Raw genomic sequence first — 15135 nt, forward strand, 5'->3', positions numbered from 1 at the left:
ATTACAGCTTTTATTACGTTCCAATGGTGTTTTCAAAATTTGTGCTAATTATATAAAAAATATTCAGAAGGAAAGTCACGAAACATTGATTCAACAACAATCGTGACTTTTTAGTGTGCGCCCAAACCTACATTGGAAAAAAGAAATTGAATATTTATGAAACATAAATGAAACAAAGACGTCTAATTCGTAAATTTACTTTGTGGAGGAATAATGAGATTAATACTACTTATAATGATGTTATCAATATCTCTAACTCTAATTTTTCCAATTCAAAGCAAAGCATTAAGTTGCGTTGAATTAGAAGAACCAGCTATTAATCATTTTGATGCTGCGATTGTTGGGACAGTTTTAAATGTAAAAAATGATATTGTACAAAAAGGAATCACTGGTCCAAAAGAGACAAAAAAGTATGTTTTGGTAGACGTTGAGAAAAGCTGGAAAACTGAAGTGAATTCCCAATTAATTTTTGAAGCCGATTTTACATGGGCTTATAATTTTGAAAAGGGGAACAAATACATTATTTACTTGAACGAAGAAAAAGGGAACTATCTTAATAGTCCTTGTAGCCCAGTTGTTTTAGTAGAATCAAGTAACGATTACGAACAATTACTTGGTGAAGGTTTAAAACCGAAAGAAGAGGTTAACTTGGGCTATAAAATGTTGTTCAAGTATGATAAGGATTTAGATTTTGAACTTGCGATTTTACTAATAGCCATTTCGGTAATCTTAATTTGGAAATGGAAATCAAAAAGAGTTAAATCATCTAAGAAAGAAGATTAATCTTATTGCGATAACCTAGACTATAGTGATCTTCAACAATCGTGCGCTTTTCTTGAATAAGGAAAGTGCTTTATTCAATTAAAGGGCCAGATTGTTGAAGAACTATATTCAACTAAATCTCTCGTTAATTGATAAGGTTTGAACTATTAAAGCAACTTCTCTCGACTTAACATCAATAGACGATAACCTTTTTCTATCCACATCGACAAATATGTTCCTCTATTTCTTTCTTTGACTATGTATTCCTCACCATGTCCAGTTCCGAATGTTCCATTAATGATTTCTATTAAAAAAAAATATTGGGTTCCGTTATATTAAAGTATGTATTTCGCAAGTTAAATATGAGCCAATTGTTAATTAAAATATGAGCCACTAAAAATTGCTCTGTTCGATCCATTCTTTCGTTTCTAAAATTCGATAGGAGCCACCAATCATGTTGATGATGTGCGCTCGATGCGTGAGTCGATCGGTTAAAGCTGATGTTAATACTGGATCGTGGAATACTTCTTCCCAGCGTTCAAACGTTAGATTACTTGTTATAATTGTCGCTGCTCGACCGGCACGTAACGATAAGTGCGTGAACAGAAGTTCTGCTCCTTCTTTATCGAATGAAATGTACCCGAGTTCATCGATGATGACTAAATCATACTTCTCAAATTTTAGTTCAAAGGAGCGCAATGTTCTCGCAGAACGGCTTTCCTTTAATTGATTCACAAGTGATGCTACACTTGTGAAATACACTTTATAGCCCGCTAAACAGGCTTCAATGCCTAATCCAATCGCAAGATGGGTTTTACCGGTACCAGGTGAGCCAATTAATAATACATTTTGCTTCTCCTGTATAAACTTTAGTTCCTTCAAATGAGGAAGGCGAACCGCCGCATTTTGCGGCAGTGCCTCTACATCTAATTCCTCTAATAGCTTTTTCTCTGGGAAGTTGGCTAATCGAATTCGATTAGCTTTTGCTCGCACGTATCGGTCCTCCATTTCCTGTTTTAAAGCGAAATAGAGAAAGTCAGCCGGGGTTGTATGTTGTTCAAATAATACTTCTTGTTCAAGTAAAGAACGAATACTTGGTAAACGTAATTCTTTACACATTTCAATCATCTCTTTTTGCTTGTCCATTAATGAACCACTCCTGTTCCTTTAGAATGAAATAATGCTGCTAATGAAGATAAATTATCTAAAGATTGACTGGTGACATCATCTTGGCCAGTTAAAACAGTACGTACTTCAGCTGACTGTTCTGCTAAGAAAATGATTTTTTCCGTTGTTAGATGAACCAAAGGGTTCTTTTCTAGTTCAGTAATGACTTCTAGTACTCTTGTTAGGCAATCTCGTTCTTTGACATAAACAAGTAGTTCTAGAAAATCTTTTTCATTTCCGATATAATAGCGGTGGTAGATATTTTTTATATCTTTTGGTGCTTGGCTCAAACATTCACTTTGGGCTAAGGCACCTTTTTTCTTTTCCAAGGTGTTTAAATAGTGGTAGATATTCATCACCCAGGCATGAACTTGCCAGCTTCGTTTATGCTTCGCGATGCATTCACCTTCGCTAAATAGAAGCACTTCCTCTGCACGAGCTTTTAACTTAATGTATTCTCCTACATGCCCCTCGGGTACAGAGTAGCGATTGTGACGGTAGGTAACCGTACTATATTTATCCACACGTAGCTCCACTAATTCTGCAGGGTCGAACGGTGCCGCTGTTAAACTGCCAGCTCGTTCAGCTTTTTCTTCCAACATCAATTCATGATGTGTTTTCTCTTTCAAATAATGAACGCGACCATTTAATTTTTCGATAATAGAAACTAAATACTCCTGTGCCTCTTCTAAAGAAACAAACGTATCTCGATGCGCAAATGCTTTGCGACGTATGTATTCCACACTTCGCTCCACATGGCCTTTTTCATTGCCTTTACGAGGCTGACAAAGTCGTATTTGAAAATGATAATGCAAGGATAAACTTTTCATACCGTCGGTAATAAAACGATCATAACCGATAAAGTTTTTGACAACTGTACGCATATTATCGTATGTAAAAACGTGTGGCACAAAGCCTAAAGCTTCGATACATTTTACGTGTGCATCCTGTACACAAACCATTGTTTCTGATTCGTAGAGTCGCGCAAAGCGATCGTTACTATAGGCTAGAGTAAATACGGCCATTGAAAAACTTCTTAGTTTTCCATCGATAAATAACTTTACTTCTCCCCAATCAAACTCAATTTCACGACCAACTTTAGGCTCTTGGCGGATGAATACTTCCTTTTGCTTCTTTTCCTCACGATTCACGAAATTGCGAACTGTCGTATAGCCGATTTTAAACCCTTCATCTAAAAGTTTGTCATGTATATCAATAATCTTTAATTGCTGCTTATGCATATTTACTTCACGCTTATTTTCATTCTGTTTCATCATCTCGCGAATACGCTTCATCACCGTATTTGTTAAAGCTCTCTTTTTTCCCTTACGCTTTTTATATGCCGGAGGCGTAACGTAATTATCTGTAATCGGTAAATTCCTTGTATCTTGTTGTCTTGCCGCTAAGTCTTGTTCGATATATTTCTTAACAGTATTTCGTGACATATTAAGCTTCTCTGCAATTTGACGCTGACTTGTATTGTGCTGGTAGTACTCAATCAATACCAATTGCTTTTTCTCCAAACTGATCACCTCTATATCCTCCTAACTTTTAACAGTTAGGATTATTTTGATATAAAGTGGCTCATATTTCAATTGCGTTTGTGGCTCAGTTTTAGCTTAACAAATACAAAAGTATTGCGCTATAAATATAACCACATTAAGTTATATCTCTTTTTTATTTACCTTGGCTTTAAAAGTACTCCCGATTATAGATGAGTTTTAACTGAAGAAACTAATGTACAGTCATTCAGTTTTTACTACACCAAGTAAATATCCTTCATATATATTTTCCCGATCATAGTTTTCGTTGATTAATGTCATGTTTGCTAGTACTTCAACTTTTTCTGCAGGATAATTTCCGGATCTAGAGACAGCTGAAATAAATTCAGTTTCTATCTTTTGAGTGTCAGATAAAATCTCGATTGTTGGCTGATTCATTACAATTATCTTATGACTGATTGGGTTAAGTTCGAGAGTAGCAATAAGTTTAATCTTGGATTTTTTTAATTTGATCTCACGATAAACAAGCTTTTGATTGCTTTTACTCAGCTTCTCACCATAAGTAAATAATAGTTTATTTGAGTCCTTATCTCTAATATCGATAATTATCGTTTCATTTTCTACTCTTTTATAAAGATTTACTTGTTCTTTTCTATAGGGGATTTCTATATATAAATCATTCAATGCTATTTGGTGCTCACCTAATCCAATATCATCTTCTATTATCTTTTCTCCCTTTATTTCCTCAGTAACTGTTTCTTTAGGGGGTACAGCATTTTCCTGTTTTTCACAGCCTGTAACAATACCTAAAATTAATAGTAGGATTACCAATAAATTGTGTGATGTTTTCCTCATGAATAAGCATCCTTTTTTAAATGTCATTTGGTTCCAATTGTAACATATTGTTTAAAATTTTATCTCTCTAAAAATAACAATCTCTACTAAGGTGTTGCTCAACAATCTGGTCCTATAACGGAAAAACGCGATCTTCTTATTGAAGAATCGCTCCCGATTGTTGAATAGATTGGCAACATTTTTAATGCCTTTATAATTTTTCAAATGAATTTTCTAGTTATAAATCAGTATTTATTGCTTTTAAATTAATCCCCAAATTTTTATTTGAGTCCTAGCTGCATGGGAGAGATTATTTGGATATGGATTGGTTTAAGAGTCGTCCTAAAGAATGGGCAATAAAAATAAATAAAAAAAAAAAAAGCAATAAAAATGCAATATTTTATCTACTTCTGGAGTCTTATATTTTAAACGGTAAGTAAGGAGGGTTTTTGAATGGAATTGAAGCAAAGTGAATTAGATGCCATTAAATCAAATCCGCTTGAAGCAATAGTGGATATTATGGATACGTATGGAACTGAAATAAAAAAGTTTGTTTATATGTATTTAAAAAATGAAGCGGATACGGAGGATGTAACCCAAGAAGTGTTTGTGTCCGTCTATCAAAATATACATACTTTTAAAGGGAATTCATCGCTTAAAAGCTGGATTTATTCAATTGCTGCAAATAAATGCAAAAATCATTTAAAACGTGATCGATTACGTCATTTCAATTTAATTGAGCGATTAACTCAACAGGAATCAAGCATTTCCTCGAAGCAAGAAGACCTATCGGAGCTATATTTACAAAACTCCTTAAATAAAGGTCTATTTGAAAAAGTAATGGATTTACCTATCAAATATAGAGAAGTCGTAATCCTTTATTATTACAAAGAATTATCCATTAAAGATATTAGCGCAATCTTAAATGAAAAGGAAAGCACCTTACAATCTCGCCTATTAAGGTCTCGAAAAAAGTTAAAAGATTCTATGCTTAATGAAGTGGGGGGGCATCATTCATGGATAAACAATTAAAGGAATTGGATTTCGAAAAAAAGATCAACGTTACATTTACAGAAGAAAACAAAAGAAATGTATTAAACAAAATTCAAAAAGTTGAACAAAAGAAAATCTACAAACCTCATTATTTACAAAATGCACTTACATTCACTTTCACAATTGGATTAATTTTCTTCGGTTACACTATGTTCGCTAATAATGATGTTCAAGAGAGTGCCGAAGATTCCACTCAGTTGAATAATCAAACCCCTCCTAATAGTGGAGATTCAAATGCTGTTATCACAAGTGAAGTAGATAAAGAACATAAACAATTAAAAGTCGGCGCTAAATATTCTTATTGGGATCCAATTACCTTTACTCGAGTAGATACAGAGACAAATAAACGTGTCGAGTATGATTTTTCAGATCCAAATTATAATTTATTTGCTGCTCACCTCAAAGCTGCTGCCATTACAGAAAATACTATTTTTATGGGAGCAGTTAGAGGTAATGAGATTCCCACTCATACTATGTATATTAATTATTTAAACGAAATATTGCTTTTATTAGGCAACATTGAGCCAAGTGAAGAAAATATAGAGGAATTAACGCAAGCCAAACAAATTGCACAACGTGTTCTTGATGAAGAGATAAGTAAGTGGGACCCAATTTTAGATGAACTTCACATGATTCTACATGATTTAGATGAATATTATAACGTAAAACCTTTTAAAGACAATGTTATGACGGAAGATGGGCATCTAATATTATTGGATGAAACAGAGGATTAATAATAGTAAGTGGATCAACTTTATTTCAACGCCATAATTGATTAATAAAAAAGCCCCTGTATTTCTTAATAATCAAGGGACAGGGGCACTCGGTGAACTTGAAAATTAAAGTTTAAGTATGGATATCGCATATGGAGTGTATGTGCAAGTAAAATAAGTTTTATAAAGTAGTTCATTACTTTATGATTAATATCCAAATTATTTAGCAGTTTGAGCCAATTTGGTACAAACTGCTTCATTGTTTTTGTAAGTTTCTCTATTTCGATTACAGTCTAATTGGACATACAAAGGGCCCTTTACTTGTAGGTTATCCCTTTATCATTTCTTTAATCATCACTTTAACATATATTATTTTATAGAAATTAAACGTAAAGCGCTCTGAAGGCAATTTTACAAAACGTACCTCAGAAAAAACAAAAAGATTATTCTTATAGGAGGAACAGAGATGAAAAAAATCCTTTTGTTGTTAACAACTCTATCTTTATTAGTTGCTTGTCAATCCGACGAGGGGAAAAAAGCACCAAGTGGACAAATTGTAGCAGATGGTAAAAAGTATGAATTGAAATTCCTCAATTATGAATGGATGGAGGATAACTTAGTTATGAGACAACCAAATTCAGAAACAATATACGAATCCTTAAAAGGTGACCAAGCCATTCCAGTTAAAAAAGGTGATGAACTATTGCTGCAGATTGAGAAAAACCCTGATTCAGTTACAGTAATTACATACAATGAAAACGAAAAGCAAGAGACTTCAACTATTTCAGATAATAAAATTATTATACCGTCGGAAGAAGATAATTATTTTTACGAGATGATTGCAGAATGGGAAAACGGAAGTAAGGTTTCGTATGTATTTAGCGTTGAATATACAGATTAGGTAATAAAATTTTGGACAACGGTACATGTAAAGAATAAGAAATAAACAGAATTCTGAGGTGTATCTTAATGGGGAAGTGTTAGAGAGGATGCACATTTATACCAAAAAAAGAATGGCTATACAAGTTTTTATGCAAATTAAAGATCGTGACCAGTAAGCGTATAAAAAATATTCCAAAAAAACCGGTAAACGCTAGTACAACAACGTTTACCGATTTTTTTACCCCAAACTTTTATTTGAGTACATTTTTTCGGTTGCTAGTGTATGGCTATACAGGATTTAGCATTCTGCACTTCCCATTTTTCTCGTAAAATCCCCATTCTAATCGAATCGTAGTAATTTCCTTCATAATAACGAACTTTACGAATACGGCCTTCTAATTGCATTCCTAATTTTTCACCCACACGAATCATCCGTTCATTTCCAGACCATGTAGTAAAGCCAACACGAACTAAAGGCATCGTATTGAATAAGTGATCAATCCAAAGTTTTAAAGTTCGAGTGCCAAGCCCTTTTCCCCATTTTTCACCTTCGTAAAAAAGAATGCCCATCTCTAACCATTTCGAGGGTTCATGTTCCCAATAATAAGATACTGTTCCACACAAAATACCATCTACTTCAACTGCCCAAACGTTTTGTTGACTCATCCACTTTTTGCCGATAGGTAAAAATTCATCGAAAGATTTTGTTTCATGCGGGTAATACGGTGCATTCCATTTTTTCCATTCAGGTTTTTCTTCGTTAAATTCTAATTCCCAAATACGAGGTAAATCCGTTTCTTCTATTGAGCGGATTATTAAGTTCTGATCTTTATACAAGTTATAGTTCCTCTTTTCGAATAGATTTCTTTCGTCGCCTTGTGAATTGAAAAGAGTAAGTACGGAGACTACTTTTCAATCATTTGAATGATACTACCTGTTTATAACAATCTTAACTACATAAAATCTAACTTTGTATTGTTTCAATCATTTGAAAAAGCTCTTTATAAAGACTATCTAACTCTTTTTCATTCTTTAAATAGAAATACCGTAAGCCCGTAATCAAACAACGCATATAAAACATCAGGCACCTCCGGTACGATAAATGTATCAATCAAAGGAGGTGCCATTATGTCTACAAACAAATTAACCATTGTTCCCGTCAAACTCGATCCTCTTCCAGTTGAAATTTCTTCGAATCATTCTCTCCACTACACTGCTGAGCCAAGTTGTGTAATTAAAACCGCTGTGGCTGAAATTTCCTTCTTCAATGGCGTAGATGAGCGCATTATCCAAACCATTATGAAGGAGCTGAAGGGATGAAACAGGATTTTACGAGCGTGCAAAACATCTACATCATCTGCGGCAAGACAGACATGCGTAAAGGAATTGATGGTCTCGCAACGCTCATTCAAGATTCTTTCGAATTGGATCCGTATAGTGATTCTATCTTTCTGTTTTCTGGATGGAGCAAGGATCGTTATAAATGTTTGTATTTCGATGGAGATGGCTTCGCCATGCTTTATAAACGATTAGATAATGGGAAATTACAATGGCCAAAAGATGAAAATGAGGTACGCAAACTTTCGCAACAAGAGCTTCGTTGGTTATTAGAAGGATTATCTCTGCAACAGCCAAAGGCGATTGCAAAATCTACAAAAGGTATCTTTTAATAGCCCTATTTTAAGTGGTATAATCATTCATAACTTAAATTGAACGAAATGTGGTGAATGATTTGGGAAACGCTTCAAATGAAAAAGTGATTCAATTATTGGAAGAACAATTAGCCTACACAAAAGAACAAAATAAAAATTTAACCAAACAAATTGAAGCATTGACTGAACAAATTCGCCAATTAACAAAAGCTTTATACGGTTCTAAATCAGAAAAATCAAAGTATCAAGTACCAGATGGACAAGGCTCATTATTTGAAGACGATCCGTCTTTTAACGAACCTGAGCAGACAGAAGAACAAAGCACCGAAACGGTTAGTTATACGGTTACTCGTAAAAAGACAAATAAAAAACGAAATGATTCGTTTCATGAGGATATAGAAATTGAAGAAATTCATCATCACCCAGCCAACTTAGCTTGTGACTGCTGTCGTGGGGAGATGGTAGAGTTCAGTTCAACATTGATACGTGAAGAGGCGAAATTTATTCCAGCCTCCCTGAAGCGTGTGCAACATTTTGAACATGTGTATGAGTGCAAAACGTGTAAAAACGATGCCCTGCTAAAAGCTCAAATTAAACGAGGTAAAGCACCGCAAGGTCCAATCCAAAGAAGCATTGCCGGTCCTACTGTTTTGGCAAAGCTTATCTACGATAAGTTTATCCAGTACTTACCTCTTTACCGTCAGGTAAATGAATGGGAGCGCCATGGACTACATACAAATGATAAAAATCTATCCAATTGGGTAATACGTGTGGCAGAGGATTGGCTTCAACCGCTTTATAATTTGATGAACCAATTATTAACGGCAAAATCTGTGTTGCATATAGATGAAACCTATGCACAAATAATTAAGCGTTCAGATGGAAAGCCAGCTCAATCAAACGCTTATAACTGGGTATGTCGCAGTGTACAAAGTGAAGGTCCCATTATCGTTCTATTTAAGAGCGCTCTTTCTCGAGGGCGCGCTGTATTAGAAGATTTAATTAAGGGATTCAAAGGCACTGTGATCTGTGATGGGTATTCAGCTTACGGTCAATTACCTCTTGTTCAATTCGCCAACTGTTGGGCTCACGTACGCCGTTATTGGCTAAAAGCCGATAGTAAAAATGGACGAATAGGCGTGCAGTATTGCGATCGGTTGTTTCATATCGAACGGAAAATCAAACATCTTTCACCGGAAGAGCGCTTGCAAGTTCGCCAACAAGAAGCAAAACCGATCGTCGATGAATTTATGGATTGGATTGATCGTTCGCCTTTCTTCGGTAAAAATGCCATTGCGAAAGCAGCTGAATATACATTAAGCCGTTCATCAGAGTTAAAGGTTTTCCTTGAAAATGGGTATGTCGCCATTGATAACAATCCCGCTGAAAATGCCATTCGTCCAAATGTTATTGGTCGCAAAAACTGGCTCTTCTCCGTGAGTGAAGCAGGTGCTAATGCGAATGCCATTTGTTTGAGTTTGGCTGAAACGGCCAAAGCAAACGGAATTGATTTTTATCAGTACTTGGTAAAGCTGATGACGGAATTACCTAATATATCGTTTCATCAACAACCTGAGATTTTACATAATTACATGCCATGGTCAGAAAATATTCAAGCCACATGTGCAAAATAGCCAGCTAACTGAAAAAAATTTCAGTTAGCTGGCCGTTCGTCGTGCGTACCGTGAAGGTGCGCTATTTTTTATATTTCGGGCTTACGAAATACCAAACATCTTCTCTATCGACATCTCTATCGGATAGATAAATTGTCGTATGAGAGCCATTATTTAAAGATTCCCAACGAGCCGTTTCATAGGTAGTTCCTCCGTTCGTAAACGGAAGATTCCTTTTTTCCGAATCAAAAAAGATAATAGGTATTTTAGAGTTATTATATATATCAACAAATCTATCATGAGATGCTTCTTCAAACATCACAGGCGTTATCATCACAGCGTCAAAGTTTGTTGAACTATGTGCTGTATCCTCGCTAAATTCATCTAATGAAATGGGTTCAAAATGAATTTTTTCGTTATTTAATTCTGGAATATCGCCAATTACAGCAATTTTTAAAGGTTCTCCATCATATTTAACTTCATTATTTGAGCACGCACTTAAAGTTAGTAAGGAAAAAATAAATATAATACTTAAAATCTTATTTAATCTCATCGTGATACCTCCTAAACAATATACACCCTCATATTACCATTTATGAGTTATTTTATATAGTTGTGGTTTGAGTGAATTACTAATAGAGAGTATTTTGGCTACTTATAATCGGTCGGTTTCCAAACAAGAGTTTGGTAAGGTTAAATAAATCATTAAATATAAAATTCTATTAAATTAATTTCAGTTTAAACTTTTTATACAGCTCTATCCGTCTTATAAGCAGGGACAACAAAAAAGGAGAATCTAGGAATGACCGAATCATTAGAAGCTGCATTTATTACATTTATCCGATTGCAGCAACAGTCTATTTATCGCCTTGCATTTAGCTATACAAAAAATGAACAAGATGCACTTGATATCGTGCAAGACAGTATACAAAAGGGTTGGCTAGCTCTTGAGAAATTAACGAATACAGAACAAATGAAAAGTTGGTTTTATACGATTTTAGTGCGTACAGCCATTGATTTTTTACGCAAGCATAATCGAGTTTTATTAATTGGCGACGAGGCTTTACAACAATTGCCTGAGCATGATACATATGAAAATCTGGATTTACAGCAGGCATTACAGCAACTGCCTCTACAGCTGCGAGAAGTCATTATACTACGTTATTTTGAGGATTTAAAAATTGATGAGGTAGCTCATATTTTATCGCTTCCCGTAAGTACAACTAAATCAAGGTTATATAAAGCATTAAAGCTATTAAAAGTAGAGCTAGAACAGGAGGAAATGATGCATCATGCATAAGAAAATAAGACAGCTAAATGATCAATATAAAGCGGTTCCCATACCAAAAGAGCTAGGGATCATCGTGGAGAAAAATTTACAGCGTCCACAAAAGAAAAAACGAAAAATCCCTATTTTTTTTGCATCTATTGCAGCTGCGACGCTTTTATTTACTGTCGGACTTAACACGAGTCCTACACTGGCTAAAAGTTTAGCTGATGTGCCTATTATTGGACCTGTTGTAAAAGTACTAACGTTTACGGAGTATGAAATGATAAAAGACAAATATACAGCGGACATTAAAGTCCCTCAAATCTCTGGTTCATCGAGTGAAATTCAAGCATTAAATGAGCAATATGCAGAGGAAGGCAAGGAACTGTATGAACAATTCAAAACAGAAATAGAAGATATGGAAGCTGGCAATATGGCCGTCAACAGTGGCTACATCGTTCAAACAGATACGGATGACTTGTTGTCATTTGGCCGATACATAGAAGTGACAGTTGTTTCTTCTTCTACCGTGATGAAGTACACGACGATTGATAAAAAATCAGAGACGGTGATTACATTGCCAAGTCTATTTAAAGATGATCGCTATTTGGAGATTATTAATACCTATATTGAGGTCTATTTACGAAACCGGATGATTGAAACAAAGGGCGATGAAATGTATTGGATTGGCGGAACAGAGTATTTTGACGAAACAATGGGTGTTTTTGAGGGGATTACACCTGAGCAAAATTTTTATATTACGGATGCAGGCAAGCTTGTCATGTCCTTTAACGACTTCGAAATTGCACCGGGCTTTATGGGCGTTGTCATAGTTGAAATTCCAACTGAGCTACTGCAGGATGTGTTAATGAGCAATCAATATATAAAGTGATGAATGGAAAAAATTAATAAGTTTGATTATTAAACAAATTTTTTAGAGAACGTACCAACGTGGAGGTGCTTTATGAAAAGACTGGCATTTTTTTGTTTGATTTGTTTAACCGCTTTAAGTGCTTGTTCAAAAGAAGGGTCTTCAATTACTTCAATTACTGGTGAAATAATTGATATAGAAAAGGGCAACTTAAAAATAATGTGTTCAAATTATGTTACAAAACAAAAAAACAGTTCAGGTTCTGATGACATTGGGTATACTTGTGTAGTAAAAATAACAGATGAGACTTTAATTAAATCTGATAATGGTGAAAAAATAACACTTAGCGATTTACAACAAAATAATGTCGTTAGTGTTATTCTCACAGAAGAGAAAACATTGACTGAAGATAGAGACAGCCGGACAATAGAAGCAAAAGAACTTACTTTATTGGAGAAATGATAATTGTGGTCTTTTAAGGGTTGTTACCAAACAAAGCCAGGGGAATGCTAAAATTGAACTAACAAAAGTTTGACTACTAAAAGGGGGGAATTAATATATGATAGAATTTTGCTGTGAGTTTATGGAATATCATGCAAATTTCAAATGTGATATTCATGAAAATCCTTATGATTGTCCTGATAAGATAGTCATATTTAATGAAAAATCTAATGACTACGGAATAATAATTCATGATGGTGGTTCTTCTATAATAGAAATTAATTTTTGTCCATGGTGCGGAGATAAATTATAATATATTCCTAAAATATATTAGTTCCATTAGTAAACAATCGGGATCATTCGGTAATAACCATGTGATCTGAAACCAAATGAAAGTTTAGTAGTAACAATTTTCTAGGGTGTTGCTAATTTAGAAATAATTGTAGGGGTTATCTTAACTATTCCACTATATGGGATATTGATTTGGAATTATTTCTACCCTGAAGAAAGCTTACTAGCTGGAAAACGGTGGATGTACAAAGTGGAACCTGAAATATCGGACGGCGCTATTCAATACATAAAAATTGCATCAGTAACCAGTATTATTGGATTAATATTATTTTCCGGTTTTTTTATTACAGCACAAATTAGAAGTTGATTCTTTGTAGGGGTGTTATTCATGCAAAAGTTATTATTAATAGGAATCTGTACGGTATTTTTAGTTGCTTGCAACAGCGAAACCGAAAATACGAATAATTCGAAAGAAACTACTGAAAATGTCGAAGTTGAAAAGGATGTTCTACCTTCAATTACAGGTGAAATTGTTGAAATAGAAAATAGTAGATTCTTAGTGGAAAGTACAACAAAAAAATTACCAGACGGGAGACCGGATGCCATTTGGTTTTCAACAGATGATATTGAATCTTTAAAAGTTGGGCAAAATGTTTCTGTTTGGACAACGGCAATAGATCAAAGTTATCCAGGACAAGCGAGGGTAGATAAAATCAAAATTAATGAAAAATGAGAGAATTAATCGAAAAAATAAGTAGTTTCACAATTGGGCGCTTTTCTTAAATAAGAAAAGTGCTTTATTCAATTATAGGGCCAGAGTGCGGAGTAATATCATTTAGTATTTGGATATTTATGTTAATATATAACCGAGAGAAATGTACTTGAACTAACGAAGGCCGTTAAGATGGGGAGGCAATGTAGTGAACCTGAACAATATAATAATAACTCAATATCATCCAAAATATGCTGAACAGACAGTGGCGATGTGGCGAGAAAGTAAGGAACACGCTATTGGTCAGAAAGAAAGACATACCTTTGAAAATCATCTATATTTTTTAAATAATATATTACCTGAACATTATCAAATAGATGTAGTGCTAATAGATGACAAAGTAGTTGGTATGATTGCATATAACGAAAGGGAGATCAGCCAACTTTACATTCATATTGAGTATCAAGGATTTGGTATCGGTCAAATATTACTTGATAAGGCAAAGGAACAGTCAAGTGGGAAACTCACATTATATACATTTGAAGTAAATGAAAACGCACGGCGATTTTATGAAAAGAATGGCTTTAATATCAAATCCAGAGGGTACGAAAATGAAGAAAATTTACCTGATATTCTTTATGAATGGATTTCAAATAAATAATTTAATAGAGAAAATGGAGTGATAGTTTGTTGAGAGTAATTTTTTCGGTAGTATCCGCATTTCTTTGTTTTTTAATAATTTCACTATTTACTGAAATGCCTTTTCGTTTGGGGGAAAAGATTTTTAACTTAATTGTTGGCACTAATATTTACTTACCATTTGGATTAGGTGTTTTAGGATTTTTGTTTGCCATGTTCGGTGTGAAAGGATATATAAGACTTACATTACTAGGATTAAGTATAGTTGGTTTGGTTGGCTATCTTGTAATATTTTTAATGGCAACAGTGGGTTTTCAAGAACCATAAGATTTTCTACTTTTAACTTAAATTAGATTAGATATTTGTGAAGAAACTTGAAAATGAGGCGGTTTCAATGGAAAATGTTATCTGGATAAATGGAAGCCATAAAGAGGATACTCGTATTTTTGATTCGGAGTTTGAAGTGGATGAATGGGCGAGAGCATTATATCCAGATTTTGTTGCGTACTTAAGTGAACAAACGAATGTAGGGTATGCAACACCTGACCAGAAAGTAATCAATTATTTAACATCTCTTTTTCCTGAATGGGCTGATAATATCAATTTGAAGGTTGATGTCTGTACAGGAAAAACAGAAATAAATGGTCAAATCATTTATAAAATATGGACGGTAATTTGTAATCTCGAACGCAATTCTTGAAAAGGGATTGTGTTTTTTCATGATCCGGGCGTG

Annotated in this window: 20 protein-coding genes; 15 read left to right on the top strand and 5 right to left on the bottom strand. The window is 34.3% G+C overall.

Translation table 11 applies throughout. The features are described 5' to 3' along the window. The first annotated feature begins 213 nt into the window (after positions 1-213). Complete coding sequence (locus MKZ25_RS08300; RefSeq protein ID WP_340801096.1) at positions 214-783, top strand: hypothetical protein; 570 nt, start codon at positions 214-216, stop codon at positions 781-783. 372 nt (positions 784-1155) lie between these two features. On the opposite strand, the gene istB is transcribed toward MKZ25_RS08300, so the two are convergent. The 3 genes from istB to MKZ25_RS08315 form a co-directional block, all read right to left on the bottom strand. Then, positions 1156-1908 carry an IS21-like element helper ATPase IstB gene (gene istB / locus MKZ25_RS08305; protein ID WP_340716297.1) on the bottom strand — a complete coding sequence of 251 codons (753 nt, stop codon included), beginning with the start codon at positions 1906-1908 and terminating at the stop codon, positions 1156-1158. Beyond that, positions 1908-3461 (bottom strand): IS21 family transposase, encoded by a 1554-nt coding sequence (istA, locus tag MKZ25_RS08310; protein ID WP_340716296.1) that lies wholly within the window; start codon positions 3459-3461, stop codon positions 1908-1910. Before istA ends, istB begins: the two co-directional genes overlap by 1 nt. Before the next feature lie 213 nt (positions 3462-3674). After that, complete coding sequence (locus MKZ25_RS08315; RefSeq protein WP_340801097.1) at positions 3675-4286, bottom strand: hypothetical protein; 612 nt, start codon at positions 4284-4286, stop codon at positions 3675-3677. 432 nt (positions 4287-4718) lie between these two features. Here MKZ25_RS08315 and MKZ25_RS08320 point away from each other — a divergent pair, with 432 nt between their 5' ends. From MKZ25_RS08320 to MKZ25_RS08330, 3 genes are all read left to right on the top strand, one after another. Then, positions 4719-5297: a sigma-70 family RNA polymerase sigma factor gene (locus tag MKZ25_RS08320; RefSeq protein WP_340801098.1), complete on the top strand. Its 579-nt coding sequence runs from the start codon at positions 4719-4721 to the stop codon at positions 5295-5297. Further along, entirely contained in the window at positions 5282-6052 is a 771-nt protein-coding gene (locus MKZ25_RS08325) for a polyphosphate kinase (RefSeq protein ID WP_340801099.1), read from the top strand. The genes MKZ25_RS08320 and MKZ25_RS08325 overlap by 16 nt, the downstream gene beginning before the upstream one ends. Positions 6053-6497: 445 nt before the next feature. Then, positions 6498-6932, top strand: a complete 435-nt coding sequence (locus MKZ25_RS08330; RefSeq protein WP_340801100.1) for a hypothetical protein — start codon at positions 6498-6500, stop codon at positions 6930-6932. A gap of 257 nt (positions 6933-7189) precedes the next feature. On the opposite strand, the gene MKZ25_RS08335 is transcribed toward MKZ25_RS08330, so the two are convergent. Beyond that, on the bottom strand, positions 7190-7750 hold the full coding sequence (locus MKZ25_RS08335) for a GNAT family N-acetyltransferase (RefSeq protein WP_340801101.1): 561 nt from the start codon (positions 7748-7750) through the stop codon (positions 7190-7192). Positions 7751-8041: 291 nt separating this feature from the next. On the opposite strand from MKZ25_RS08335, the gene MKZ25_RS08340 reads away from it, so the two are divergent. Genes MKZ25_RS08340 through tnpC form a run of 3 tightly spaced genes read left to right on the top strand, consistent with a single transcriptional unit; the run spans position 8042 to position 10199 of the window. Then, positions 8042-8233: a hypothetical protein gene (locus MKZ25_RS08340; RefSeq protein ID WP_340801102.1), complete on the top strand. Its 192-nt coding sequence runs from the start codon at positions 8042-8044 to the stop codon at positions 8231-8233. After that, complete coding sequence (gene tnpB, locus MKZ25_RS08345; RefSeq protein WP_340732394.1) at positions 8230-8583, top strand: IS66 family insertion sequence element accessory protein TnpB; 354 nt, start codon at positions 8230-8232, stop codon at positions 8581-8583. The genes MKZ25_RS08340 and tnpB overlap by 4 nt, the downstream gene beginning before the upstream one ends. 53 nt (positions 8584-8636) lie before the next feature. After that, entirely contained in the window at positions 8637-10199 is a 1563-nt protein-coding gene (tnpC, locus tag MKZ25_RS08350; RefSeq protein ID WP_340801103.1) for an IS66 family transposase, read from the top strand. 61 nt (positions 10200-10260) lie between these two features. On the opposite strand, the gene MKZ25_RS08355 is transcribed toward tnpC, so the two are convergent. Then, positions 10261-10731 (bottom strand): amino acid oxidase, encoded by a 471-nt coding sequence (locus MKZ25_RS08355; protein WP_340801104.1) that lies wholly within the window; start codon positions 10729-10731, stop codon positions 10261-10263. Between the two features lie 249 nt (positions 10732-10980). Here MKZ25_RS08355 and MKZ25_RS08360 point away from each other — a divergent pair, with 249 nt between their 5' ends. The 8 genes from MKZ25_RS08360 to MKZ25_RS08395 all read left to right on the top strand — a co-directional run bounded on the left by MKZ25_RS08360 (position 10981) and on the right by MKZ25_RS08395 (position 15102). Next, positions 10981-11478, top strand: a complete 498-nt coding sequence (locus tag MKZ25_RS08360) for an RNA polymerase sigma factor (RefSeq protein ID WP_340801105.1) — start codon at positions 10981-10983, stop codon at positions 11476-11478. Continuing rightward, complete coding sequence (locus tag MKZ25_RS08365) at positions 11471-12340, top strand: DUF3298 domain-containing protein (RefSeq protein ID WP_340801106.1); 870 nt, start codon at positions 11471-11473, stop codon at positions 12338-12340. The genes MKZ25_RS08360 and MKZ25_RS08365 overlap by 8 nt, the downstream gene beginning before the upstream one ends. A gap of 72 nt (positions 12341-12412) precedes the next feature. Continuing rightward, positions 12413-12781, top strand: a complete 369-nt coding sequence (locus MKZ25_RS08370; protein WP_340801107.1) for a hypothetical protein — start codon at positions 12413-12415, stop codon at positions 12779-12781. 97 nt (positions 12782-12878) lie between these two features. After that, positions 12879-13073: a DUF6980 family protein gene (locus MKZ25_RS08375; protein ID WP_340801108.1), complete on the top strand. Its 195-nt coding sequence runs from the start codon at positions 12879-12881 to the stop codon at positions 13071-13073. Between the two features lie 366 nt (positions 13074-13439). Next, positions 13440-13784, top strand: coding sequence for a DUF3221 domain-containing protein (locus MKZ25_RS08380; protein WP_340801109.1), 345 nt, complete (start codon positions 13440-13442; stop codon positions 13782-13784). Positions 13785-13971: 187 nt separating this feature from the next. Then, entirely contained in the window at positions 13972-14424 is a 453-nt protein-coding gene (locus MKZ25_RS08385) for a GNAT family N-acetyltransferase (protein ID WP_340801110.1), read from the top strand. 26 nt (positions 14425-14450) lie between these two features. Then, on the top strand, positions 14451-14729 hold the full coding sequence (locus MKZ25_RS08390; RefSeq protein WP_340801111.1) for a hypothetical protein: 279 nt from the start codon (positions 14451-14453) through the stop codon (positions 14727-14729). Between the two features lie 67 nt (positions 14730-14796). Further along, on the top strand, positions 14797-15102 hold the full coding sequence (locus MKZ25_RS08395) for a hypothetical protein (RefSeq protein WP_340801112.1): 306 nt from the start codon (positions 14797-14799) through the stop codon (positions 15100-15102). Positions 15103-15135 lie beyond the last annotated feature (33 nt).

Origin of the sequence: Solibacillus sp. FSL W7-1464 (assembly GCF_038004425.1) — a bacterium.
GTDB lineage: Bacteria > Bacillota > Bacilli > Bacillales_A > Planococcaceae > Solibacillus.

What these genes read in the sequence shown, in the direction of transcription:
- MKZ25_RS08300 (WP_340801096.1), top strand. Translation starts at nt 214, where the DNA reads ATGAGATTAATACTACTTATAATGATGTTATCAATATCTCTAACTCTA.
- istB (WP_340716297.1), bottom strand. Translation starts at nt 1,908, where the DNA reads ATGGACAAGCAAAAAGAGATGATTGAAATGTGTAAAGAATTACGTTTA.
- MKZ25_RS08315 (WP_340801097.1), bottom strand. Translation starts at nt 4,286, where the DNA reads ATGAGGAAAACATCACACAATTTATTGGTAATCCTACTATTAATTTTA.
- MKZ25_RS08320 (WP_340801098.1), top strand. Translation starts at nt 4,719, where the DNA reads ATGGAATTGAAGCAAAGTGAATTAGATGCCATTAAATCAAATCCGCTT.
- MKZ25_RS08325 (WP_340801099.1), top strand. Translation starts at nt 5,282, where the DNA reads ATGGATAAACAATTAAAGGAATTGGATTTCGAAAAAAAGATCAACGTT.
- MKZ25_RS08330 (WP_340801100.1), top strand. Translation starts at nt 6,498, where the DNA reads ATGAAAAAAATCCTTTTGTTGTTAACAACTCTATCTTTATTAGTTGCT.
- MKZ25_RS08340 (WP_340801102.1), top strand. Translation starts at nt 8,042, where the DNA reads ATGTCTACAAACAAATTAACCATTGTTCCCGTCAAACTCGATCCTCTT.
- tnpB (WP_340732394.1), top strand. Translation starts at nt 8,230, where the DNA reads ATGAAACAGGATTTTACGAGCGTGCAAAACATCTACATCATCTGCGGC.
- MKZ25_RS08355 (WP_340801104.1), bottom strand. Translation starts at nt 10,731, where the DNA reads ATGAGATTAAATAAGATTTTAAGTATTATATTTATTTTTTCCTTACTA.
- MKZ25_RS08360 (WP_340801105.1), top strand. Translation starts at nt 10,981, where the DNA reads ATGACCGAATCATTAGAAGCTGCATTTATTACATTTATCCGATTGCAG.
- MKZ25_RS08365 (WP_340801106.1), top strand. Translation starts at nt 11,471, where the DNA reads ATGCATAAGAAAATAAGACAGCTAAATGATCAATATAAAGCGGTTCCC.
- MKZ25_RS08370 (WP_340801107.1), top strand. Translation starts at nt 12,413, where the DNA reads ATGAAAAGACTGGCATTTTTTTGTTTGATTTGTTTAACCGCTTTAAGT.
- MKZ25_RS08375 (WP_340801108.1), top strand. Translation starts at nt 12,879, where the DNA reads ATGATAGAATTTTGCTGTGAGTTTATGGAATATCATGCAAATTTCAAA.
- MKZ25_RS08380 (WP_340801109.1), top strand. Translation starts at nt 13,440, where the DNA reads ATGCAAAAGTTATTATTAATAGGAATCTGTACGGTATTTTTAGTTGCT.
- MKZ25_RS08395 (WP_340801112.1), top strand. Translation starts at nt 14,797, where the DNA reads ATGGAAAATGTTATCTGGATAAATGGAAGCCATAAAGAGGATACTCGT.